This is a genomic window from Methyloprofundus sp., assembly GCF_965251085.1.
Taxonomy (GTDB): domain Bacteria; phylum Pseudomonadota; class Gammaproteobacteria; order Methylococcales; family Methylomonadaceae; genus Methyloprofundus.
Genome location: NZ_OZ252594.1, coordinates 2,884,108 through 2,907,740, shown reverse-complemented (window position 1 = coordinate 2,907,740; position 23,633 = coordinate 2,884,108). Strand labels below are relative to the sequence as shown.

17 protein-coding genes, 3 pseudogenes and 1 riboswitch are annotated in these 23,633 nt (G+C 42.3%); of the genes and pseudogenes, 9 read left to right on the top strand and 11 right to left on the bottom strand.

Annotated features, from left to right (window positions below; translation table 11 throughout):
• A pseudogene (gene tnpA, locus ACQY3F_RS13515) lies at positions 1-478 on the top strand (IS200/IS605 family transposase).
• On the opposite strand, the gene tnpC reads toward tnpA (ACQY3F_RS13515), so the two are convergent.
• From tnpC to ACQY3F_RS13490, 5 genes are all read right to left on the bottom strand, one after another.
• On the bottom strand, positions 406-1,965 hold the full coding sequence (gene tnpC, locus ACQY3F_RS13510) for an IS66 family transposase (RefSeq protein ID WP_428355404.1): 1,560 nt from the start codon (positions 1,963-1,965) through the stop codon (positions 406-408). The pseudogene tnpA (ACQY3F_RS13515) and the gene tnpC overlap by 73 nt on opposite strands.
• A gap of 129 nt (positions 1,966-2,094) precedes the next feature.
• Positions 2,095-2,448, bottom strand: coding sequence for an IS66 family insertion sequence element accessory protein TnpB (tnpB, locus tag ACQY3F_RS13505; RefSeq protein ID WP_428353775.1), 354 nt, complete (start codon positions 2,446-2,448; stop codon positions 2,095-2,097).
• Between the two features lie 8 nt (positions 2,449-2,456).
• Positions 2,457-2,774, bottom strand: a complete 318-nt coding sequence (gene tnpA / locus ACQY3F_RS13500; RefSeq protein WP_428353774.1) for an IS66 family insertion sequence element accessory protein TnpA — start codon at positions 2,772-2,774, stop codon at positions 2,457-2,459.
• A 193-nt stretch (positions 2,775-2,967) separates the two neighbouring features.
• Entirely contained in the window at positions 2,968-3,279 is a 312-nt protein-coding gene (locus ACQY3F_RS13495; protein ID WP_428355403.1) for a hypothetical protein, read from the bottom strand.
• Positions 3,243-3,746, bottom strand: a complete 504-nt coding sequence (locus ACQY3F_RS13490) for a transposase (RefSeq protein ID WP_428354722.1) — start codon at positions 3,744-3,746, stop codon at positions 3,243-3,245. The genes ACQY3F_RS13495 and ACQY3F_RS13490 overlap by 37 nt, the downstream gene beginning before the upstream one ends.
• Positions 3,747-4,355: 609 nt before the next feature.
• On the opposite strand from ACQY3F_RS13490, the pseudogene ACQY3F_RS13485 reads away from it, so the two are divergent.
• A pseudogene (locus tag ACQY3F_RS13485) lies at positions 4,356-5,263 on the top strand (tyrosine-type recombinase/integrase).
• Positions 5,260-6,306, top strand: coding sequence for an IS91 family transposase (locus tag ACQY3F_RS13480; protein ID WP_428355401.1), 1,047 nt, complete (start codon positions 5,260-5,262; stop codon positions 6,304-6,306). Before ACQY3F_RS13485 ends, ACQY3F_RS13480 begins: the two are co-directional and overlap by 4 nt.
• 264 nt (positions 6,307-6,570) lie before the next feature.
• Here the strand turns inward: ACQY3F_RS13480 and ACQY3F_RS13475 are convergent, their stop codons facing one another.
• From ACQY3F_RS13475 to ltrA, 3 genes are all read right to left on the bottom strand, one after another.
• Entirely contained in the window at positions 6,571-7,131 is a 561-nt protein-coding gene (locus tag ACQY3F_RS13475; RefSeq protein ID WP_428355400.1) for a hypothetical protein, read from the bottom strand.
• A 215-nt stretch (positions 7,132-7,346) separates the two neighbouring features.
• Positions 7,347-8,708 carry an IS1380 family transposase gene (locus ACQY3F_RS13470; RefSeq protein ID WP_428352976.1) on the bottom strand — a complete coding sequence of 454 codons (1,362 nt, stop codon included), beginning with the start codon at positions 8,706-8,708 and terminating at the stop codon, positions 7,347-7,349.
• 423 nt (positions 8,709-9,131) lie between these two features.
• Complete coding sequence (ltrA, locus tag ACQY3F_RS13465; RefSeq protein ID WP_428353824.1) at positions 9,132-10,634, bottom strand: group II intron reverse transcriptase/maturase; 1,503 nt, start codon at positions 10,632-10,634, stop codon at positions 9,132-9,134.
• A gap of 841 nt (positions 10,635-11,475) precedes the next feature.
• On the opposite strand from ltrA, the pseudogene ACQY3F_RS13460 reads away from it, so the two are divergent.
• A pseudogene (locus ACQY3F_RS13460) lies at positions 11,476-12,383 on the top strand (tyrosine-type recombinase/integrase).
• Complete coding sequence (locus ACQY3F_RS13455; RefSeq protein WP_428352924.1) at positions 12,380-13,456, top strand: IS91 family transposase; 1,077 nt, start codon at positions 12,380-12,382, stop codon at positions 13,454-13,456. The pseudogene ACQY3F_RS13460 and the gene ACQY3F_RS13455 overlap by 4 nt, the downstream one beginning before the upstream one ends.
• Before the next feature lie 327 nt (positions 13,457-13,783).
• On the opposite strand, the gene ACQY3F_RS13450 is transcribed toward ACQY3F_RS13455, so the two are convergent.
• Positions 13,784-14,461, bottom strand: a complete 678-nt coding sequence (locus tag ACQY3F_RS13450) for a DJ-1/PfpI family protein (RefSeq protein WP_428355399.1) — start codon at positions 14,459-14,461, stop codon at positions 13,784-13,786.
• A 208-nt stretch (positions 14,462-14,669) separates the two neighbouring features.
• Here ACQY3F_RS13450 and ACQY3F_RS13445 point away from each other — a divergent pair, with 208 nt between their 5' ends.
• The 3 genes from ACQY3F_RS13445 (at position 14,670) to ACQY3F_RS13435 (ending at position 16,718) form a co-directional block, all read left to right on the top strand.
• Positions 14,670-15,659 carry an integron integrase gene (locus ACQY3F_RS13445; RefSeq protein WP_428355398.1) on the top strand — a complete coding sequence of 330 codons (990 nt, stop codon included), beginning with the start codon at positions 14,670-14,672 and terminating at the stop codon, positions 15,657-15,659.
• Between the two features lie 475 nt (positions 15,660-16,134).
• Entirely contained in the window at positions 16,135-16,398 is a 264-nt protein-coding gene (locus ACQY3F_RS13440; protein ID WP_428355397.1) for a hypothetical protein, read from the top strand.
• Positions 16,399-16,409: 11 nt separating this feature from the next.
• Entirely contained in the window at positions 16,410-16,718 is a 309-nt protein-coding gene (locus ACQY3F_RS13435; protein ID WP_428355396.1) for an AbrB/MazE/SpoVT family DNA-binding domain-containing protein, read from the top strand.
• Here ACQY3F_RS13435 and ACQY3F_RS13430 read toward each other — a convergent pair.
• Together ACQY3F_RS13430 and ACQY3F_RS13425 are read right to left on the bottom strand one after the other, a co-directional pair.
• Positions 16,660-18,876 (bottom strand): primosomal protein N', encoded by a 2,217-nt coding sequence (locus tag ACQY3F_RS13430; protein WP_428355394.1) that lies wholly within the window; start codon positions 18,874-18,876, stop codon positions 16,660-16,662. The genes ACQY3F_RS13435 and ACQY3F_RS13430 overlap by 59 nt on opposite strands.
• 361 nt (positions 18,877-19,237) lie before the next feature.
• On the bottom strand, positions 19,238-20,905 hold the full coding sequence (locus ACQY3F_RS13425) for an inorganic phosphate transporter (protein ID WP_428355393.1): 1,668 nt from the start codon (positions 20,903-20,905) through the stop codon (positions 19,238-19,240).
• Positions 20,906-21,418: 513 nt separating this feature from the next.
• Positions 21,419-21,521, top strand: a riboswitch (TPP riboswitch).
• Positions 21,522-21,577: 56 nt separating this feature from the next.
• On the opposite strand from ACQY3F_RS13425, the gene thiC reads away from it, so the two are divergent.
• Positions 21,578-23,449, top strand: coding sequence for a phosphomethylpyrimidine synthase ThiC (gene thiC / locus ACQY3F_RS13420; RefSeq protein ID WP_428355391.1), 1,872 nt, complete (start codon positions 21,578-21,580; stop codon positions 23,447-23,449).
• Positions 23,450-23,633 lie beyond the last annotated feature (184 nt).

Below are 23,633 nucleotides of genomic sequence, written 5' to 3'. Positions count from 1 at the left end.
ATGAGCAGATTTCAAAAATTATCACATGTCGTCTGGTTTTGCCAGTACCCTATTGTTTTTGTGCCAAAGTACCGTTATCAAATTTTAAAAGGAGATCTTGGGAAGTATGTTTACCAGAGTATTTATGCTCATACTGAGAGAGCAGGGTGTGAAGTTATCGAATTAAATGTACAGCCTGATCATGTCCATTTGCTTGTGAAAGTTCCCCCCAAAGATTTCAATATCAGATTTGGTTGGGAGAGTAAAAGGAAAGACTGCAATTCAAGCTTTCCAGAAATTTCCCAGTTTGCGTAAAAAGAAATACTGGGGAAATCATTTTTGGTCGGCTGGTTACTGTGTTGATACCGTAGGTATGGATGCAGAAATGATAAGAAAGGTAAGCGCTCAACGAAGCACGTACTTGCCCTATTCAGGCGTATCTGATTTTTTAATATTCCAGGGCAACAAAGCCTCCACTTTATCAACCGTATCAGCATAAGGTAAAGCAGTGAGAACCTGCTTAAGATATGCATAAGGCTCCAGCCCATTTGCTTTAGCTGTTTCTATCAGGCTGTAATGTATTGCACTGGCACGAGCACCCGCAGGGGTATCAGAAAATAACCAGGCTTTGCGCCCTATCACAAACGGGCGAATCGCATTTTCTGCCAGGATGTTGCTAATATTGAGTTCACCATGGGTGCAATACACATTGAGTTTTTCCCACTGGTTACTCAGGTAAGTCATTGCCTTTCCTGTCAGGCTATCTTTAGGTACTTTATGCTGGTTTTCTTCCAGATAGGCTTTGAGCTGGTTCAATACAGGAATGCTCTTCTCCTGGCGCTGCTGATATTTTTCATCCACTGACAGGTCTTTAATTTCTCGCTCAATGACATACAGTTTATTGATCAGGCTCAGCGCTTTACCTGCTTTTGAGGGTTTGTTATTTTGTCCCTTTTTGCGTTTAGGCTGTGCATTCTGGGCATCTTTAAAATAACGACGCGCATGATCCCAGCACCCCAGCTGGGTGATGCTGTTTTTTTGGCACACGGCATTGTACCCCGCATAGCCATCGGTTTGCAGATAGCCACTAAAGCCGTCAAGCAGGCGCATGGGGACGTCTCCACTACGAGAGGGATCGTATTCAAACAGGATGCTTTTTTCACCCGGTGGCCCGCCAAGCGTCACCCACATATATTTATCTGAGGTCGCTGGCCGCCCCGGTTCTTTTAATACCTGAACCCGCGTTTCATCAGCGAGTATGACTGCCCCTGTGTGTTGATGCTCTCGCATCAGGTTAATCAGGGGCTGAAGTTGTTTAGCCAGTGCGATCATCCAGTTTGCTAATGTCGCTCTGGAGATGTCACCCCCATAACGAGACAAGATGCCTTCTTGCCGATATAAAGGTAAGCCGTCAGCATACTTGGCGATAATAACAAAGCACATTAAACTGATGCTTCCCATTGCTCTGGCAATAGGGTGTCTGGGCATTTGTGCGGCTTTAACCTGGCGTTGTTTTTCGCCTTCAATCTGTTTGATAAAGACCGCTTTTTCCTGCATGTATTCAAGAACACGTACTTTAGCAGGAATAATATCCAGCTCTTCTTTCACTTTAGTAAAGAAAGTATCAATAGCACCTTCTTTTTCTTCATCGGTTAAATAAATAAAAATTTGCTCGCGAGGTAACTTATCTGAGAAGGGTTTGCGTCCCGGCTTTTTCTTCGTGCCAGTAGAACTTGTCTGCTTATCGCCCTCAGGTGCTTCATCAGCTTCCTGGTCTAATTCCTCGCTGCTATCTGCTTCATTCTCTGCTTCATCAAACAAAGAGGATTGATGAGATTGTTCACTCGATGACCCAAAGCGTTTTATTTTAGATAAGCGTAGTACCTCTTCCAGAATAAGGATGCGTTTTTTCTGTTCGGAAATCACCCCAGACTTAACTTCAATCACACGCGTCAGTTCATCAATAGCCTCTTCTTTTTCAAGCAACAAAGCAACAAAGCAACACTCTCCGACAGCAAAGAACCGGCTTTATCTTGTTGTTTTATATTTGAAATATCGGCTAAAATCATGGCTTTATTATAGCATTTATAGTGGCAATAATGAACACAAAAACAGCTAAAAAACAGACTCATATTGAAGTTTTTTATGACCTTTCATCGCGCTAATATCAAAGCCATCCAGCAACCAGTTTAACGGCTGTCCTGTTAAGGTTAATGTCTCTTCATCACCTTTAGGCCACTTAAATTTGTCTTCTACCAATGACTTGTAATAAAGGACAAAACCATTATCTTCCCAGAACAGACATTTAATCTTATTCCGCTGTTTATTCGTAAAGGCATAGAGAGCCCCCTCAAAAGGATTATGCCCTAACTCACATTCAACAATCGCCGATAGCCCTCGGTGTGACTTACGAAAATCAATGGGACGCCGATACAGATACACCTCCGTTAAAGACAGGGATGGACGCATAACAACCGTCACCGCAACAGCTCAAGCAGTGGTTGAATACACGACATAGTGTCCTGCGTAATACCTTCCAGACGTGTGCCATCATTAAATCGTAAGGATAATCCAATAGCTAGATCCGGTGAGATACCCTCGTCAACCCGAATGCGCGTAAATCCTGTAGGGGAAGTAGTAGGCTTTACAGTCGATTTACGTTTCCAGTAGCCGAACTTTTGCGGGCATAAATCATGTTGCCGACAATAAGCTGCCTGTGATTGGCCTGATGCCTGCCAGTGCTCTATGTGAATAGGCCAGAAAGTCTTTTCCTGTATTTTTTCTAACGCTGCCATTTAAAATTCCCCGTGGTATTTAACAATGGGGATAGTTTGGCATTAATCTGAGTTGCCGTGAAGTACGCTGACTATTGAGCGCTTACTAAGAAAGTATGTAAAGTTCCAGGATAATAAATAACCACTGAAATATTGGGAACAACTTGATCTTATTTCAGCAAGGCCCCAGAGGGGTTTTGCTGAGGACGGCCTTTTAGGTCGAACTTAAACCACGTTTTATAAGCGTGGTAGTTAATTCTGGCAGGTTAATGACCTTTAATATTTCTTGCGTAACGGCCTCTGATAGCTTGTTGTGTGCAGGGGTATCATTATAAATTCTTTGGTCTTCTGATAATTTCTCACCCTGATTCCATCGTTGATAAGTACGGGCAGTAATGCCAACAAGCTCGCAAGCCAGCTGTTGTCTTGCTCCATTTTGTACCGCCTCATTAACGAGTGCACAGTATTGTTTGCGATCTGGGTAGGAGATTAATCGACCTCCGTTTCCCCCCAGATCGCTTGGCACTTTTTTGATAACACCAGTAAAGCCGCCGTTTCAGAGAGAGCTCTGTCCTTACGATTGAGCTCTTTCTGTAGTCGTTTATTTTCTTGTTTGAGTTTTTTTTGTTCCTGCCTGGAGGTAGAATTAGATGCTTGATGTTCTGATAAAAAATCTGATTTCCATTCCTGAACATGATGCGGGTAAATTCCATTTTCTCGGCAGTAAGAGCTAAGATGCTCATCGTTCAGGCCGTGACAGTCCATTACAGCCTCAAGACGTTGTGCTTTAGTCCAGCTCTGTGGGCTTTTTTCAGTTGACATATTTGTTTCAGGATTTTCTAGTTTATTTTCCTTGGCTAATCGGATCCATCTTTGAAGTGTTGAATAACCAATATGTAAATTATCGGCAATATCGTGAAGCGTTTGTTCGTCACGTTTGGATAATGCTTTTTCTACAGATTGTACTTTAAATTCTTGGCTATATATGGCCATTTCTGTCTCCTAATATTAATTTTTACAGGCGACAGGTATGTTGACATAGGGGGAGTTTGACCCGACGAAGATATTGCGTGCACTCAAAGTACGGCCGGCATTCAGTTGCAAATGTTGTGGCGGGGCGATGGTTGTTGGGCGTCGGCAAATACCCAGGGTGGAAATAATGTTTCAGCCTTTGCCAACTTAACAATTGGAATCACTAGCGCTTATGTAAATTTAAACACTTCGACCCAGGCTATCAGCGGATTAAATGCTGAGGGAGTTGCTTGGGCTAAAATCGGAGATTAAGGCAGAATTTTGCTCCGATACTTGGACTTTGAGAGTTGACTGCAATGGACAACGCTCAAAGTTCAGTTAAACAGGTAAAAACAGAGGCTCAATTCATCAGTCGGGCTGATCAACAAAAAGCTATTTTCATAGAGCGGATTTAAACGACTTTCTACTATGTGTGCCGGGCTTGTCCAACAAACGGTTCAGATTGTGGCTCGCTTCGCGATCACAATCTGACCTTGTTCGTTGGACGAAGCCGCTATCGCGGCAGAAAAACCCATTTACGGATACACTCCAATATGTACTCATTGTCGAGTATGATAATTGGAGTTTACCATGAATACGATAGAACAAACTTATTTTGAAAAGCTATATAACCGTCACCTTCGTGCTTTAAAATTACGCGGCATGAGTGATGCAACCATTGATAGCTATGCTCGTGCTGTGCGCAGAGTCACTGAGCACTTTGATTGCTCACCGGAAAGACTCAGTACTGAACAGCTTGAAGTCTATTTTGCTGAATTGGTTGACTCTCATTCCTGGAGTACCGTTAAAATCGATCGTAATGGTCTCCAGTTTTTCTGGCAATATGTCCTTAAAAAGGATTGGCAATGGATTAAAATCATCAAAGCCCCCAAGATACAGACACTGCCTGATATTCTGGCGGTTTCCGAGGTAGAGCAACTGATTGCGGTGACCTACAAACTACGTTACAAAGTCTTTTTATTAGCAACCTACTCAATGGGCTTGCGCCTGGGTGAAACGCTTTCTTTGCAAGTCGGTGATATTGATGCAAAGCGCAAACAGGTACATATTCGCCGGGGCAAAGGGCATAAAGACCGCTTTGTGCCATTACCTGATTTAACATGCTATGCATTGCGTGACTTATGGCGTAAACACCGTAATCCAATCTGGTTATTTCCCAGTGGAACCGGCTCAATGGAGACCCTTCAAAATGCGACAACACCGATGGATAGAGGCGGCGCTCAAGCCGCGATGAAAGCGGCCCTTAAAGACTGTGGGATTAAAAAAAAGCCTCGATTCACACGCTGCGTCATAGCATAGCCACGCACCTGCTGGAACAAGGATTAAGCCTGATTCATATTCAGCACTTGCTCGGCCATGCTAGCCCGACCACGACAGCTCGCTATGCTCATTCCACGGAACTGACAGAAAAGGATACTATCTCAGCCATTAATCAACTGACCAATACCTTATCAACAGGTTTCAGGAGTCAGTCATGATCCCCCTTGTCACGATTATTGAGCATTATGAAAGCAGTTTTCACAAAAAATACTCGACAAAATTATTGCCTGGCCATTTAAAAGCTATCTCTGCAATAAAGCGTTGCCGCACGGCACTGTCAGGTGAGTTTCATGTGCAATGTACAGAATGTGGTCACTCAGAATGGCACCCTAAATCCTGTGGACATCGTAGCTGTCCCCAGTGTCAAAACCATGAAGCGTCGGAATGGCTGATGCGTCAGCAAAAGAAACAACTTCCGGTTGACTATTATATGGTGACCTTTACGCTCCCTGCTCAATTGAGAGCGTTGACATGGCATCACCAGACAATCATTTATCAGCTGATGTTTCTCTGTGTCAGTAGCACATTAAAGGATTTTGGGCTCAACCCCAAAAACCTCGGGGCTGAAATAGGCATGACGGCCGTATTGCACACGCACAGCCGCAAGCTGGATTATCATCCGCATATTCATGTCATTATTCCGGGCGGCGGGATCAACAAAGCTAAAAGGCAATGGATAAAAACCAAAGGCAAATACCTGTTCAATGAGTTTGCCCTGGCTAAAGTCTTCCGTGCCCGGATTCTGGACGGACTGAATGCAGCAAAGCTACCGATTCCCTGTTCAATGCCAGAAGAGTGGGTCGTCGATTGTAAACGTGTCGGTAACGGTGAACCTGCTTTAAAGTATTTATCGCGTTATTTATATCGCGGGGTGATCAGTGAGAAGAACATCATTGCAGATAACAATGGCAGGGTCACCTTTCGGTACACAGATGGCGACACGGGCGAGACCTTAACCCGATCTCTGAAAGGAGAGGATTTTTTATGGCTGGTTCTGCAGCATGTCCTGCCTAAAGGGTTTCATCGTGTCAGAGATTATGGTTTTTTGCACAGCAATGCAAAGACATTACTGAAGCTAGTACAGCTAGTCCTGCGTGTTGTTATTCAGTTACTGGCACCTAAACCAAGGCTCGTTGTTAAATGCCCTCATTGCCAGGCTCCCATGCAGGTCATCGGTTTTAGGCCACCAGAGCCAGGATAAATAAAATGGATCATAAACCCCCAATTCACAAACAGAGAGAATAATTTATAACATAATGATATAGCTGTATTTTTTTTTGCAGTATAGAATGCAAAGGCGGGAGCTTGCCTGAAGGAAAGTGATGATCCGTATTAAGGCCAGGAGCCAAAAAGATATTTGCTTATTATAAAGCGTTTACCTCACCCCGGGCTTGTCCAACACGGGATAAGATTGTGGTGCGCTTCGCTTACACAATCTATCCTTATTCGTTATGTTAATTTCTAGCTACTCAATTTCTGTAATTACAAATGTTTCTATACCTTCACTTACTTTTTCTAGTTTTGCCTTTGCATAAACTTTAAACCCAAAAGACGTATATTCAACGGATGGTAAACTTAAAGTGCCTGTTTTAATGTCGTATGTTGCCCTTTCGGTACAGTACCTATTTGAACTCTTGCAAACCTTATCAGCTAAACTAATACCTTGTTGAAATGCATTTAATGCTAAATCAAACATTTGTACACTTACTTGTTTATCTCTCTTGTTTAAAATATCTATTCCTGTTTCTCCTATTACCATTTCATTTTCAATAATAAGTGTAGGTGCACAGCCAGCAATAATATAAGAGTCATTAAATTTTGATATTACGGTAAGCCACTCAATATTTTTTTCAAACGTACTGAGCATTGGTCCAAAACCATTTTCCTTATCAATCTTAATGTTAGAGCTTTCGATTTTATTGGAATAGAACTCCTTTGTTATTTCTATCTCAATAAAATTATTTTCTGAAAATTCGCTATTTATAACTCTGAAACTAACTATTATACCTAAATCCTGCAAGCCCATATTTTGACTCTCATTAACCTGTCTAGCTAAGTGGTTATTAGGTTTTTACTGCCGCTTTGCCAGCCCTCTTTGTCCAACCGATCAAAATATCCAGATTTAAATCATAAATAGAGGAAATTTTTTGTATCGTATGGATATCCCCCGAGCCCAAGGCAATAAACACCCTGCCAACGTGCCATGACCTTTTAATCAAAGTGACTTAACTTCGGTTAATGTTAAGCGAGTAACCCCACCTTAACCCAATCATCCCATTCCTGTGGATAGAGCGGACCTGCAGGTGTTCTGACTCTCAGCTGATTATTGCCTGTGAGTAATTTTCCAGCCACCCGAATCAGATAAGTACGAAGTGTATCCGGCTCCCATTGGCACAACGTTTTGTTGCCACTCAATTGAGCCATCCAGCGCACGGTATTGTAGGCAAGAACGGCGCAATGAAATAATGCGGCATTAGCCAGAAATTGATTCGTTCTGATTTTACCTAAACCCATTTGTGATTTTGCTTCTTCAATCCATGTTTCGCACGTCGCTCGTTCACCATACTTCTTATGTGTTTGCCAAGGCGATAGAGGTTCAGTTGTTACATAACAAAAATAGTCATATTCTGCCGTATCCCAAAGCTCGGACTGAGGTCCTGTCACTTGTTTAGGTTGCTTTATCCTGACCGCGACAAACTGACGAGAGCGAGACCAGCCACCACAACGATATTGAAACTCGCTCTGCTCCCAACCGGGTCGGCCTTGTATGGCTGTCCAGGCCTGTTTGGCCAGCAATGCGTTCAAATTCTTAAGTTTAACCTTTATTAGATACCCATGCCCTCTGGTATCGAGAAATTCAAGCAAATCACCGACAAAATAACCACTGTCACCGCGAAAAATAATGCGCATCCGATTGGGCAAGTGTGCAAGTAACTGTTTGGTAAATTCTACAACACCATTGCTTGTAAAGGCATTGCCTGTCCGGAACCAGGCTTGTAAAATTTCTTTTGTTTCCGCTAGAAAAGCGAGTTGTGGATGGTATGAACGGGCACCTTTCTTTTTGGGGTTGAAGCCTTTGGCACTTCCTTCTTGTCGACCACAAACGGTGTCCACAGTTGAATCGACATCGACCCACTGGACGGATTGTATGCCAGTTTTCGATTTTCCGGAACGAAGCAATCGCCGCCAGTGTTGACCACGCAAAGTATGCGTGAGCGTTTCAAACTGGCTTATCTGCCTATCACTTACTTCTTTAAAGATCCGTAAAATTGTGGTTTCAACAGGAATCTTTATCCAGCCAGCTACTTTGCGCAGTACGCTATCTGCCCATACGGTCGTCACCTTTGCCATTGATGTTGCTCCCCCCATCATGCCAACCAACGTCAATAGAACCACATCAGATAAGTGATGGTCTGCATTTTCACCCCGCCGATGTGGAACGCTTTGTTTTACGGTTTTTTCAAAACCTATCCTGTCTAAATATTTCACGACGGGAATCAGTCCCGCCTGGCTTGTCAATCCATGTGCTGTAGATGTCATTTTTACCGTTCGGGTACGGTTTCTTACGTGAGATGAGGATTTTGATACTTTAGAGGGCTTCATTAAAACAATGAGATAGTGAAATCAGGAAAATGATATTATATCATTGTTTAATAAGGAGTTTTGTGGATTATTATGTATAATGCTTGCAGGATTTAGGTTATATTATTTTCATGCATAAGATAGTCAGATAGCAACGTATTACTACAGCTTCCGCTACTAGAAAATGCAATATTTGGAAGCAATAGAAATATAAAAAACATAGCATTTTTGATCATAATTTTTACCCTCGTCTTTTGAAAAGCATGAAAATATTAACGTGTTTTAAAGCTGTACTGATACAGATTTAAAAACACCGGATAGGTCAGGGCTTCGCAGCCCTTCCCCTCCTAAGAACCGTACTTGCGAGTTTCCCAGCATACGGCTCAAGCCCTTTAAAAGCCGAGTATATTCGACCCGATCGCTCATTTCTTATTAGTGGTCATATTACCCTCTAATCAAGGTTCTTTCCAGTGTTGTACTGGCTAAAAATAAACGATCATAGTTTCGTGTACGACATTGTTTCTCTGCACGGTCTTTAAAGTATTCCCGATAAGCAGGGTCATAAGGGTTAGCTTCGCCACGAACTTTAACGTGGTAACGGATAGGCACGTCGGCCATCCGAAATAACCCTAACCATTGTCGCTTCCCTTGTTTATTGATCACAAACGTACCGAAATTACTTCGTCCTTCTATGCGAGAACGATAACGGTGTGTTATCCATGCATTGGTTTTACTACGGTGGCAATGTCGCAACCAGCGACGTACACCATAATATATTTCATTATCCAACGTATTGAATAAACGTTTGGCCACGACCTGACGGTTTGAGAAAGCCCAGCCTCGAAGTTTGCTGTTCAATTTTCTAAGCATCGCTTCAAAGGGTAGCTTTTGCGATTCTTTAAAGAAAATTTTCAGCATTTCCCGAAACTGAGTGACTTTCTTTTGAGAAGGGCAGATTATCAATTTATCTTTGAACTTTCTAAGGGTAAACCCTAGAAAATCAACCCCTTCTTCAATCGGGCGTAGATGTGTCTTTTCCTCTGATAATGTCAGCCCTCGGGGCTGAAGAAAGTCTTTTACCGCAGGTAATATTTCGTCGCGTAGAATGCCTTCCGTTGCCCCCGTAATAACAAAATCATCCGCATAGCGGATCACGTTGAGTTTGCGGTGTTTCTTATTGCGTCCTTTTATGACGACAGTTTCCAGCCCATCCAAGGCCATATTGGCTAAGATAGGGGAAATAATACCGCCTTGCGGTGTGCCTTCATGACTATCATAGTACTTTGACTTCTCCATATACCCTGACTTGAGCCATTGTTTCAGTACCTTTTTCGGTAGCAGAATGTGCTCAAGCAGCCAGTCGTGGCTGATACGATCAAAACAGGCTTTAATATCAGCATCTAGTACCCAGGGCGCTGCCCTGCGTGTTGCCAGCGCTATAAAGCATTGCTTGACTGCATCATGTACACTACGTTTTTCCCGAAACCCATAAGAATGCTTGTCACCTAATGTTTCGGCAACAGGTTTTAGGGTCAATGCGTATAATGCTTGCATCGCCCGATCATGCATAATGGGGATGCCGAGAGGACGCAGTTTGCCATTGCTTTTAGGAATCCAGCAACGACGTAAGGGATGGGCTTTATAGCCCCGTATTTTTAGTTGTGACACGGCACACCAATAGTGCTGGTGTGTTTTCCAGATAACACCATCAATTCCTGATGTTCTTTTACCTTTGTTAGAAATGATTCGCTTTACGGCCAGCATTCTGGCATAAAACGAACGACTCAGAAGATATTGCAAAGCTTTCACCTTGTGCCATCGTCCTCGCCGTACGGCCTCTGCGATACGCATTTGCAGCCGATTAACCAAACACTCAACAATGGACCAGTTGACCTGATTCCAGTTCTGTTGATTGGCAGAAGGTGCACCAGCCATACAGGCCGTCATTTGCGTTTCCTTCTCAAAATCGGTTCTCCAAACTCTTTCGCAGAAAAGCACCAAATGGACGTGGGCACACTTTCGTGTCGGACAAATCTTGAATCCGTATCGACTACATTACATAATCGCCTTCGCTTTTTCCATTCTCTCATCGACGTACCGCCTTCGGCATCCCTTGCGGGCAGCTTTCTCCATCGCTGGAGGACGATACGACATTGCCACGTTCCACATAAATATCTTAACGAACGACTTAGGTGCTGCCTGTATCCCAGTAGTGCTTTATCTGCGTGAAACCGACGTTATAACAGTTCCACTGACTACCCACCTGTTGGTTACAGCCTATCAGTGCTTTTTGGCTGCTCTTTTGTTAACGGGACTTCAAGACGACAGTTCACATTACATTCACCCTATCATTCCATCCTAGCTCCCGACCGCCTTAGCACTGGCAGAATACGAGTCCCCTCACGGTTCCTCTTATACGAGTTTCATTGTCCCAGACGCTTCACACCACATCCGTGTCGCATGGCCTGGTAGGATACTGGAGGCAGAACTCCAGGTTGCGCCTCACTTAAAAAAAGTGATTTACAACATATATTTATGCAACTTCGTGTCGCAAATAACGCCTGCTTCACCGGCTGCCATGAGTGGCGGTTTTTTTGCGAATAGCAAAAAAAGTGACGCTTATGGCAGTCCGCGTGCAAGCAATTGTTCAAGCAATTGTTGGACGAAGCCGCTATCGCGGAGAAAAACAGCGCATCCCTTAAATTTAAAGTGTAACCTCATTGCCTGTTATATGCATAACAGGTAACTTGTAAGCTCATCCAACTAACAATAATGAGGTTACACTGTTATGACACCATCGATAGAGCTTAAATTCAACCATTATTATATCCAGCACTGTAAGCATTTAAAGCTTAAGGGACTGCAACCCAAAACCATTGACGCTTATTCACGCGCTATTCGCCGTATCGGGGAACACTTTCAGGGGCATCTGGATAACTTAACGCAAGATCAACTGGTGGATTATTTTCATGCTCTTTTAAGCCGCCTTTCCTGGAGTGCCGTGAAACTAGATCTCTATGGTCTCAAGTTTTTCTATACACATGTGCTACAAAAGCCGTGGGTTGATGTGCTAATGATTAAACCACCACGATGTACGCGTATACCCGATATTGTCACTGTGGTTGAAGCACAACAACTGTTTATGTCGACCCGTAATCTAAGCTATCGAGTTTTTTATTTTACGATTTACAGTCTAGGTTTACGTTTGGGCGAGGGCTTAAGCCTGAAAGTAGGTGATATTGATGCGACACGCATGCGGGTACATATTCGCAATGCCAAAGGCAATAAGGATCGGCTTGTGCCTTTGCCTGTGAATACCTTGAAGGTGTTGCGTAAGTTTTGGGCTGTGCATAAAAATCCAGTGCTGGTATTTCCCAACCGTGCCCGGGGTCTAAAAGGTGCACATCTTGCTGAATCCCCCCTTGATCGCGGTGGCATCCAGAAGACAATCCGTCTTGTGACGCAAGAAATGGGACTAAAAAAAAGATTTCCTGCCACTCGCTGCGCCACAGTTACGCCACTCACCTGTTAGAAGCCGGGGTTGATTTAGTTGAGTTGCAGAAGATTCTGGGCCATACCAGTTTAGTAACCACGGCTCGCTATACGCATTTGACCGATATTACCGATGAGAATGCAGAGCTGCACATTAATCAGTTAGTCAATGACTTTTCTATTCACTGGGGGCAGATTTCATGATAACCCTAGCTGCAGTGATTGATCAATTTCAGTCTGACTTTTTAAGCGAGTATCAATCTCGTTTACGCTCCAATCAGATCAGTGCATTACATGCCATGAAGAGCTGTCGGACACAGCTGAGTCCTGTGATGCAGGTTAACTGTGCAGACTGTGACTATCAAACCTTTGTGCCTCATTCCTGTGGCCAGCGTAACTGCCCGCATTGTCAACATCATGAGAGTCAACAATGGATTGAACGACAGGTACAAAAACAAGTCCCTGCTGATTATTTTATGAATACCTTTACCTTACCTGCGCAGTTAAGGTCGTTAGCCAGGCAGCATCCGCGGTTACTTTACAGTATGATGTTTGACTGTGCCTGGGCGACTTTACAGAGTTTTAGTAAAAATGATAAGCAGTTGCAAGGCGATGCCGGGGCGATTGCTGTCTTACATACACACTCACGCGAATTAAATTATCATCCGCATATTCATGTCATTATGCCTGCGGCAATCGTGGATAAAATCAAGAAGCTCTGGCGCACTAAGGAAGGCAAATACCTGTTTCATCATAAAGCACTAGCAAAAGTATTTCGTGCAAAGATGCTAGCGCGTATGAACGAAGAAAAGTTGCCATTTCCCACAGCTATTCCGGAAAAATGGGTGGTCGATTGTAAGTTTGTCGGTGCAGGCGATAAAGCATTGATATATCTGGGTCGATACCTGTATCGTGGTGTGATTCGTGAACAGGATATCTTATCCTGCCAAAATGGCAAAGTAACCTACCGTTATCAAGACAGCAAAACCAAACGCTATCAAACCAAAACGGTATCGGGGGCTAAATTTCTGTGGCTGGTGCTGCAACATGTTTTGCCTAAAGGCTTTCGTCGTGCGCGCAATTATGGCTTTTTACATCCGAATAGCAAGGGTGTTATTAAGTTGATTCACTCCCTGCTAAAGTTTGACCCGACGAAGATATTGCGTGCACTCAAAGTACGGCCGGCATTCAGTTGCAAATGTTGTGGCGGGGCGATGGTTGTTGGGCGTCGGCAAATACCCAGGGTGGAAATAATGTTTCAGCCTTTGCCAACTTAACAATTGGAATCACTAGCGCTTATGTAAATTTAAACACTTCGACCCAGGCTATCAGCGGATTAAATGCTGAGGGAGTTGCTTGGGCTAAAATCGGAGATTAAGGCAGAATTTTGCTCCGATACTTGGACTTTGAGAGTTGACTGCAATGGACAACGCTCAAAGTTCAGTTAAACAGGTAAAAACAGAGGTTCGATTCATCAGTCGGGCTGATCAACAAAAAGCTATTTTCATAGAGCGCATTAAATGAATTCCTACTATCGTGCCGGGCTTGTCCAACAAACGGTTCAGATTGTGGCTCGCTTCGCGATCACAATCTAACCTTATTCGTTATGGTTTGAATGCACGTTCCAGCCGATTAAATTGTATTGCCTCTGAAATTTCTTTTGAAAACTTTTCAGAGCTTAATTTTGTCAATAATTGAAACGCTGCTTGATAGCTAACAGGACCTCCATTCGAAGTAATGACTTTGCTATCAATAACCACATTTTTATCGTATTGAACTTTGATTTTAGGATATGCCTTGGCTAGCCCCTTTTCTCCGCCAGCCCATGTTGTTGCATTTTTTCCATCAAGAACACCTGCTTCACCAAGTAAAAAGGCTCCAGAGCAATTACTTGCCATCCAAGATGTTGACTGACTTTGTTTTTTGATATATCGAATGAGTTCTTTGTTTTTCAAGAAACTGTCCATTTTATAGGCACTAGGAACAATTAGGACATCAAGTTTGAGGTCATCGTAAATTGTCTTATCTGCGATTATTTTTAGCCCTTCTTCTGAAACTACTTCCTTCTTTTTGGAAGTAGAAATAACCACCACTTCATACGACGAAAACCAAGCCTTTTTTGTTGCTGCTCCAAATACCTCAATAGGAGCGGTTACATCGCTAGTTAAAAAACCATCAAAGACCAAAATACCAATTTTTGATGCTGCTGCATTAGCAGAATTCATAACGAAAAATACTAAGCCAAAGATGACTAATATTGAAAATCGATTTGCTTTTCTCATACGTGTTTTACCTTTCTGTGTTTGAAGCCATAACTATATACTTATCAGGCACATTCGCCCTGATAACCTGATATTACCGTACAAATCAGGCATATTTGCCTGTATTTTTTAATATCAGGGAAAATTTACCTGATAAGTTGATATTAGCCTGTAAATCGGGCAAACTTGCCTTTATTAGTTATCGTCAGTCTAAACACTAGGATATGCTATGTCAATACCAAAAAATGGCAGTTTATTGGATGATGTTCACCAGGTTATGCGACTTAATCATTATTCAATTCATACTGAAAAAACCTATTCTGACTGGATTAGGCAGTATGTGAAGTTTCATAAAATGACTGACCGTTGTGAATTGTCTGTTTTACCAGAAGCTAAAGTTGAAGAATTTCTTACTTATTTAGCCATACACCGGAAGGTGGCAGTTTCTACACAAAATCAGGCGATGAATGCGCTGGTTTTTTTGTATAAGCGAGTGTTAGATAAGCCTTTAGAAAAAACAGTCGATGCTATTCGGTCTACAAAAAACCGTCAAATTCCCGTTGTGCTCACTCAAGATGAAGTAAAGCAAATTATTACTTTACTCGAAGGGGTGCCTCAATTGGTGGTGAAGTTGCTTTATGGTAGTGGCTTACGGATTACTGAGGGGGTTAGGCTACGTGTTCACGATATAGATTTTGAGTATAAACAGATTACTGTTCGTTCTGGAAAGGGAAATAAAGATCGGGTGACTACTTTTTCAGAAGGTTTAATGCCCTCACTTAAGGATCATCTTCAGAGGGTTAGATTAATACACGAACAAGATTTACAGGAGGGTTATGGTGTTGTCTATTTGCCTAATGCTTTAAGCAAAAAATATCCTAATGCCAGTAAGGAGTGGGGGTGGCAGTATGCTTTTCCTGCTAGAAGCCTGTCTACTGATCCGCGCTCAGAGGGTACAATACGACGCCATCATATTGATCAATCGCTGATTAATAAGGCGATTAAAGTAGCAGTGAAGAAATTAGGTATCGTAAAAAAAGTGAGTGCGCATACTTTCAGGCATAGTTTTGCCACACACTTATTGCAGCGGGGTACTGATATTCGTACTATTCAGGCTCTTTTGGGACATAATGATCTGGAGACGACTATGATTTATACGCATATTTTAAAGCAGGGTGGTGAGGGGGTAACAAGCCCATTGGATGATCTAAATATTTAGGACTTGCTCATTTTTCCCCGTGCATGCTGGTGCAGCATAATAATGCTGCACACCCATACTGTTTAATAGAAAACTATCAAGGTATCAAGAAGCCAGTATGGTTTTCTGAAACACTGGTTATTAACGTTCGTAACAACCGATGTAATTAAATAATATCAAAAACCAAACTGGTTGAACCCTCTTGACTGTTCAAAAATAGGTGCTGCATTCAACTGGTCTGTTTGTTTGCAAATGCCTGATAAACAAACATCGCAAAAGCAAATACCCCAATACGAAAATGGGTCTGGTCTTTGATTTATGATTCTTAAGCAATTATTGCAAGACCTGAACATCCCATAGGAATTTTCAATGTTGTCTTCAATCCTTATGCTCTTCTCGGCTATTGAAATTTTGTTAAAGAGCACTTTCTAGGGTATAAGGTACAATTAATAGCTTACTAACGTGCTAAAAGCACACTCACTAGAAAGGTTTTAAATTGATAATTGATATTTACAAAAGCACAAAAAATGGCAATAAATACTTATCTATCCCTAAAGGTACAAAAATTGCGCAGTTAGAGCTTCCGGATTCTGTGGATTCTGATCTTTTGACTTTGTCACCGTTCAAAACCAGATTAGAAATAGAGCCTAAAAACACACACGCTACACTTGATCAAGACGATATTATTCAACAAATAGAGAGAAATGGTTATGCTGTTCACGAAGCGAAAACAGTCATTACTGTTGGCACAGTAAAGTAATTTCGTTTGAAATGATGAGAGCAAAAAATCTGATTTCAATTTGCTTCATTGCTTCACTTTATATATTCTTACCTAGTATTACTTTTATAAGGGTCATAATTATGCAATCTACATCAGTTGCAAGCAAGGGCCAAATAACCATTCCTAAACATATTCGACAACAACTTGGTATTCGTAAAGGGAGTAAATTGGAAGCTGCTATAGTAGGAAATCACATTGAAAAGTTAATATCCCTTGATGGGATGGTTTCTTTAGAGAGTTTTAATACAAATCAATCGGATCTACGTCCAGTGACCAGCGAACCTTCCGTGCCAGTTTGAGCTTTGCTATTTCAGGCATTAGCCAATTTAACAGCTGGTGTAGTTGTTTACGTTTACTGTGTTGTAATAGTAATTGAAAGCGGAATTGACCCGCACGCTTGGCCATGGGCGCTGCAACGGGGCCGAGTACCAATGTTCCGTTTGTTTGCTGGTTAATTAATTCGGCAACAGCTAACAGAAACTCAAAAGCAATATCCTTTTCGTGCGATAGCGAACGCAATAAAGCCTGGTAGCTATACGGGGGGAGTTGGGCATTTTTACGCTCAGCTAATGCGGCCTGAGCAAACGCCTGGTAGCCTTGATGAATCAAGGTATTTAGCAAGGGATGATCCGGCTGTCTGGTTTGCATAATCACGCGGCCTTTCTTTTCTGCGCGGCCAGCACGCCCGGCGACTTGTATAATCAGCTGTGCCAGTCTTTCGGGGGCATGAAAATCTATACTGAATAAACCACTATCGACATCTAATAACACCACTAAAGTCACATTCGGAAAATGATGGCCTTTAGCCAGCATTTGAGTGCCCAGGATAATATCTACCTCCCCCTGATTAATCGCATCTAAATGTTGTTTTAAAGCGCCTTTCCTTTGCGTACTGTCTCTATCCAGGCGCACGCTTTTATGCTCAGGGAATAGTTGATGTAATGCATTTTCTACGCGTTCAGTGCCTAGGCCTAAAGGTTTTAACTCTTCTGATTTGCAGGCAATACATTGCCGGGGAAGTGATTGTTCGCTGGCGCAGTGGTGGCAACGCAGTTTTTGCTGTTTATAATGCACGACCATGTTAGCATCGCAACGCGAGCACTGGGCTACCCAGCCGCAACTGTGGCAAATAAGCGTCGGCGCAAAGCCTCTGCGGTTTAAAAACAATAATACCTGTTGCTTTTTAGCCAGCGTTTTTCGTATCTCTCTGATGAGAGGTGGAGAAAGACCTTCGTGTAGACTCTGGTTTCTTATATCCAGTAAAGACATGCTGGGTGGCTTGGCATTTCCTGCGCGGTTGGGTAGGCGTAATAATTGGTAGCGTTTTTTATCCACATTGTAGAGGCTCTCCAGAGAGGGTGTTGCGGAGCCTAATATAATAGGAATATTCAGCACTTTTGCACGTACGATGGCGACGTCGCGGGCTGAAAAGCGAAAGCCTTCCTGTTGCTTAAAAGAGCTATCATGCTCTTCATCCAGAATAATCAGCCCTGGCCTGGGTAAGGGTGTAAACAGGGCTGAGCGTGTGCCTAATAAAATGGAACTATGACCTTTTTGCAGCTTAAGCCAGGCTGCATGGCGTTGGTTTTCATTATGCTGCGAATGATAGGTTTCTATCGGTACAGTGAAGCGTTGCTTAAAGCGTGCTTCTAATTGCGGTGTCAGGGTGATTTCAGGGAGTAATACCAGTACTTGCAAATTTCGTTCTAAGACCTGTTCAATCACCTGCAAATAAACCTCGGTTTTACCACTACCTGTCACACCTTCCAGTAAATGCACGGCAAACTGGTCTAGTTGTGTCGATATGCTATCAATCGCTGTTTGTTGCTCGGCATTGGCTATAAGTGGCGTTTGCTGGGTAATATTCAGGTGTGTGCTGTCAAAGACTGGTTGATTACTCGTACAGACATAAGCTTTATCTATCAGTGCCTTTAAAGGTGCGCGCCAGAGTTTGAAATGCAACGCAATTTCCTGGCTGCTTATAGCACCCGGTTGTGATTTCAGGAATTTGAACAGGGCAAGTTGTTTGGGCGCGTTTTTTAATCGTGACTCTACTACTTCAGTACCTTCTGCAGTGGGTAGGTAATAATCTATGGATTTTAATTCACTGCTTTTACCTTTACGTAAGGTGGTTGGAAATGCGCTGGTAAAAACGTCGCCTATAGGGTGATGGTAATACTGTTTTGCCCAATTTAAGAGTTGTATATCTTTAGCAGACAATAAAGGCTCGGTATCTAAAATGGCTTCTACCTGTTTTAATTTGCTGGTGTTCTTATCATCGCCGGATTTTACTTCAATCAGTACGGCTATTTTCGATTGTTTGCCAAAAGGGACTTTAATGCGAATACCTGTTTTCAGGTGTTGCGGGTCATAGTTATCAGGTGGGAGGTAATCAAATAAGTGATTGAGGGGAATAGGGACGGCAACACTTAAAATTATTTTTCTTGAGCTATTCACTGGCTACATTTTTTGATGAAAATTCGATATAAACACGCTAAGTCTTTATGCTTAAAAGAAAAATAAAGTTACCCACAAAACCTGTGGATAACTTTGTGGATAGGGTTTGTAAAAGTGAGTGTAAGCCTTAGCTTTATTGTGTTTTTGTTAAATCGTGTAATATTTTGACAGTTGCATTAGTTATATATTTAACAATAGCTTAGGCATGTCAAGAGTTAAATATCTTAGCCGCATGATAGAGGCCCAAGTTATTGTGCTGTTCTAAAAAACAATTGTGTGTAAAGTGAAACAATTGTAATGAAATAGTTGACAGATTATATTAATCACCTGCTTCATATTTTATGCAAAAGTGGGCTAATTATTAAGGTATCAGGATTCCCCTAATTGTAAAATACAAAAATGCTGCCATCAAAGCAGATGTTGGAACGGTGACCACCCATGCCACAGCAATTTTATAAACGTGTGAACGTTTAACGAGTTGTTGTTTGTAGACTTTGTTAAGCGACTTTCTTTCTTTTTTGGTGAATTCTGTTTTGCCTTTCTTTGCTTTTAGCTCTTTAAGCATTTTTGATTTAGTCGCAATATCCGCCCGGTTAAACGTATTTAAAAAGGCTTCTGTAACTTCTGGGTCATGGTGCTCCCTTATTTCGTCAAGGCGTTTGGCGTCGGAGCGCTTTAGATATTCACGCAAAAAACCGACTCCAAAGATTGCGCCAACGGCAATATGGGTTGAGCTGACGGGTAAACCGAGTTGACTGGCAATAATGACAGTAATAGCTGCCGCCATGGAAATACAGAATGCGCGCATTTTATCCAGCTCTGTAATTTCACTACCCACAGTACGAATCAATTTGGCACCATATAATGCTAGCCCTAATGACAAGCCTATTGCTCCAATTAGCATGACCCAAAGTGGAATAGCGGCCTTTTTAGCGATACCACCATGAGTGATGGCATCATTTATAGCCGCTAAAGGACCTACGGCATTAGCAACATCATTTGCGCCATGGGCAAAACTAAGGAAACAGGCGGCAAAAATAAGCGGGATGGTAAATAAGGTATTGACGCTGGCTTTTGAGTTGTCTAATGCAATAGCGGCTTTATTAATTAAGGGGCGAACTGCAAAATACAGAGTTAAGGCGATAGCGAAAGCAATAGAGCCTGCCATTACAAAATCTACCTTCCAGATTTTTTTCAGACCTTTTAATATTAAATAAGTTGAAAATGCCCAGGCCATCAAGGCAATTAATAGAGGTAGAATACGTCTTGCAGCAAGCAGCTTATCCTCTTGGTAGGTAATAGTGCGCTTAATCAAATACAGGAAAATAGCCGCAATAAGACCACCCAAAACGGGCGATATAACCCAACTGGCAGCAATTTTTCCAAACACTGCCCAGTTTGCTATACCAAAGCCCCCAGCGGCAATACCGGCGCCAAGTACACCGCCGACAATGGAGTGTGTGGTGGAAACGGGCGCATTAAAAAAAGTCGCGATATTTAACCAGATAGCTGCAGCTAATAGCGCGGCCAGCATTAGCCAGATAAAGGTATCAGAATCGTTAATAAGTGACGGGTCTATAATGCCTTTTTTTATGGTGCTGACCACTTCACCACCAGCAATAAGTGCGCCAGCAGACTCAAATACCATAGCGATGCAGATAGCGCCGATTAAAGTGATAGCCCCAGAGCCCACTGCAGGCCCCACATTATTAGCAACATCATTAGCTCCGATATTAAGAGCCATATAGCCGCCAATAACGGCAGAGACAATAAGGAAAGTATGATTAGGGACGTGGCCCATTGTGTTGCTAATAAACAATCCGACAGCAACTAAAAATAGTAGTGCTCCTGCAAATTTAAGTATATCAAGGCGCATATTGCTGCCTCTTTCTTCTAGGGAGTTTAATTTAGTATCATCCATACTTTCTCTTGGAACCTTTATTATTGTAATTTTGATGTCGGGTAATAATAACAAAAAAACTCCCTTCATAAGGAAGTAATATGACAAAAAAATGACATTTGAAATCATTTAATGTATTTGCTTCTTGTTAAGGTGGTTGACTGCAAAGATTAAATCGGATTACGCAGAGTTTTGTTTAACCTGTCATAACCTTGTAAACCCCTAGAAAAATCAGTTGGGCCCGGAATTATAGTGAAACCAATAACTTGTGCTAGAAGCCGTGAGCAACTGATTTTTCTAGGTTTAAGTACTCGATTAAAAATATCTTAACACTTTTGTTTGAAGTTTCGCGTAAATGGGTAGAGCGTCTTTTTTGCGAAATCCATCATTCTACGTGGGATTGATGGGTTTTACTGCGCACCTAAAAAACCGATGCTACGTTCTACCCATCTACAGAAATGTTAAATTAATTCACCTCATGTACTTATTTAGCTATTGTTACATTGCTGAAGAGGGAAAAAAGACCCGTAGGTTGATATGTTATTTAATATAACTCACCGAGGTGAGTTTATGCACTAAGCACAAAATTATCGATTAAATTTGCAAAAAAACGTGATATCTATTATTGTGGCTTTCTTAAATTAAAAAGGCTAGGGGTGCTACCGATATTATAGTGTAGCTGAGACAACACCCTTTGAACCTGAGGCCAGCTAATACTGGCGTAGGAAAGCCCTAAGCAACGTTCACCGTTTCTTAATCAAGACTTACCCGCGCCGTGTTCTATTGAAATTGGAGAGATACATGAGCGCAGTCCCTAAAGATATTTCCGCGGCGAATAAAAGTGATATAAAAATTGACTCATATCCTGCGTCAGAGAAAATTTATATTCAAGGGAGCCGTCCCGACATACGTGTTCCCATGCGTAAAATCACCCTGTCAGATACACCCGCACATTTTGGTACGGAAAAAAATACCCCTTTATTTGTCTATGACACGTCTGGTATTTATACAGATCCCAATGTAGATGTCGATTTGCAAAAGGGTTTGAGCGGTATTCGTGATGCCTGGATTGCTGAGCGCGACGATACCGAAGCTTTATTGGGCCCTAGTTCAGATTTTGGTCAGGAACGATTAAACGATCCTGAAACAGAAGATATGCGTTTTGAGCATATTCGCAAGCCACGTAGGGCAAAAGCGGGAAAAAATGTTTCGCAAATGCATTATGCGCGTCAGGGTATTATCACCCCGGAAATGGAATATATTGCCATCCGCGAAAATCAAAATATGTCTGAAATGCGTGACTTATATAAAGGTCAGCATAAAGGGCAGTCTTTTGGTGCATCAATTCCTGATGAAATTACCCCTGAATTTGTCCGCGATGAAGTGGCGCGCGGACGGGCGATTATTCCTCTAAATATTAATCACCCTGAAGTAGAGCCGATGATTATCGGGCGTAACTTCCTGGTCAAAATCAATGGTAATCTAGGTAATTCAGCGGTTACCTCTTCTATAGAAGAAGAAGTGGAAAAAATGCTCTGGGGTATACGCTGGGGTGGTGACACCATTATGGATCTGTCCACCGGTAAAAATATTCATGAAACGCGTGAATGGATTCTGCGTAATTCGCCCGTGCCTATCGGTACCGTGCCAATTTATCAAGCGCTGGAGAAAGTGGATGGTAAAGCCGAAGACCTGACCTGGGAAATTTTCCGTGATACATTGATTGAACAGGCTGAGCAAGGCGTGGATTATTTTACCATTCATGCGGGTGTGCGTTTACACCATGTGCCGATGACTGCCAAGCGTATGACTGGTATTGTTTCGCGCGGTGGCTCTATTATGGCGAAATGGTGTCTGGCGCACCATACTGAAAGCTTCTTATATACGCATTTTGAAGATATCTGTGAAATTATGAAAGCCTATGATGTCTCATTTTCATTAGGAGATGGCTTACGCCCAGGCTCAATCTACGATGCCAACGATGAAGCACAATTTGCCGAACTGGAAACTTTAGGTGAGTTGACGCAAATTGCCTGGAAGCATGATATTCAGACCATGATTGAAGGGCCAGGGCATGTACCATTGCATCTGATTGAAGAGAACATGACCAAACAGCTAGCTGATTGTGATGAAGCGCCTTTCTATACTTTAGGGCCATTAACCACTGATATTGCCCCTGGTTATGACCATATTACTTCAGTGATTGGTGCTGCTAATATCGGCTGGTACGGTTGTGCGATGCTTTGTTATGTCACCCAAAAAGAACATTTAGGTTTACCTAATAAAGAAGATGTACGTGAAGGCATCGTGACGTATAAAATCGCTGCTCATGCTGCTGATTTAGCTAAAGGTCATCCGGGAGCGCAGGCACGTGATAATGCCATGTCTAAAGCTCGCTTTGAATTCCGCTGGGAAGATCAGTTTAATATCGCTCTGGATCCTGAAAAAGCCCGTTCATTCCATGATGAAACGCTGCCTAAAGATTCCGCAAAAATTGCGCATTTCTGTTCTATGTGTGGTCCACATTTCTGTTCCATGAAAATTTCTCAAGATGTGCGTGAGTATGCTAAAGAAAAAGGCATCAAAGACGCAGAAGAAGCTTTGCAAAAAGGCATGGAAGAAAAATCTCAGCAATTCCTTGATGAAGGTGCGGAAGTTTATCATAAAGTTTAAACCATTGTAGGGCGCGGCTTTAGCCCGCCTAAGAACAAATAAAATCCCCTTTTCCCGCACGGGAAAAAGGGGATTTTTTTATGAGTCAACTTTGTGATTGAGTTCTCATTAATAACCAGCTGATGTCATCGTTATGTCATATTCCCTTGTTAAATTAGTATCTTTATTTTACAAGACGAATCCA

Bases quoted from the DNA above. Each gene is read 5' to 3' on its own strand.
- tnpB (WP_428353775.1), bottom strand. From the start codon at position 2,448: ATGCGTCCATCCCTGTCTTTAACGGAGGTGTATCTGTATCGGCGTCCC.
- tnpA (WP_428353774.1), bottom strand. From the start codon at position 2,774: ATGGCAGCGTTAGAAAAAATACAGGAAAAGACTTTCTGGCCTATTCAC.
- ACQY3F_RS13490 (WP_428354722.1), bottom strand. From the start codon at position 3,746: ATGGCCATATATAGCCAAGAATTTAAAGTACAATCTGTAGAAAAAGCA.
- ACQY3F_RS13480 (WP_428355401.1), top strand. From the start codon at position 5,260: ATGATCCCCCTTGTCACGATTATTGAGCATTATGAAAGCAGTTTTCAC.
- ACQY3F_RS13475 (WP_428355400.1), bottom strand. From the start codon at position 7,131: ATGGGCTTGCAGGATTTAGGTATAATAGTTAGTTTCAGAGTTATAAAT.
- ACQY3F_RS13470 (WP_428352976.1), bottom strand. From the start codon at position 8,708: ATGAAGCCCTCTAAAGTATCAAAATCCTCATCTCACGTAAGAAACCGT.
- ltrA (WP_428353824.1), bottom strand. From the start codon at position 10,634: ATGACGGCCTGTATGGCTGGTGCACCTTCTGCCAATCAACAGAACTGG.
- ACQY3F_RS13455 (WP_428352924.1), top strand. From the start codon at position 12,380: ATGATAACCCTAGCTGCAGTGATTGATCAATTTCAGTCTGACTTTTTA.
- ACQY3F_RS13450 (WP_428355399.1), bottom strand. From the start codon at position 14,461: ATGAGAAAAGCAAATCGATTTTCAATATTAGTCATCTTTGGCTTAGTA.
- ACQY3F_RS13445 (WP_428355398.1), top strand. From the start codon at position 14,670: ATGTCAATACCAAAAAATGGCAGTTTATTGGATGATGTTCACCAGGTT.
- ACQY3F_RS13435 (WP_428355396.1), top strand. From the start codon at position 16,410: ATGATGAGAGCAAAAAATCTGATTTCAATTTGCTTCATTGCTTCACTT.
- ACQY3F_RS13425 (WP_428355393.1), bottom strand. From the start codon at position 20,905: ATGATTTCAAATGTCATTTTTTTGTCATATTACTTCCTTATGAAGGGA.
- thiC (WP_428355391.1), top strand. From the start codon at position 21,578: ATGAGCGCAGTCCCTAAAGATATTTCCGCGGCGAATAAAAGTGATATA.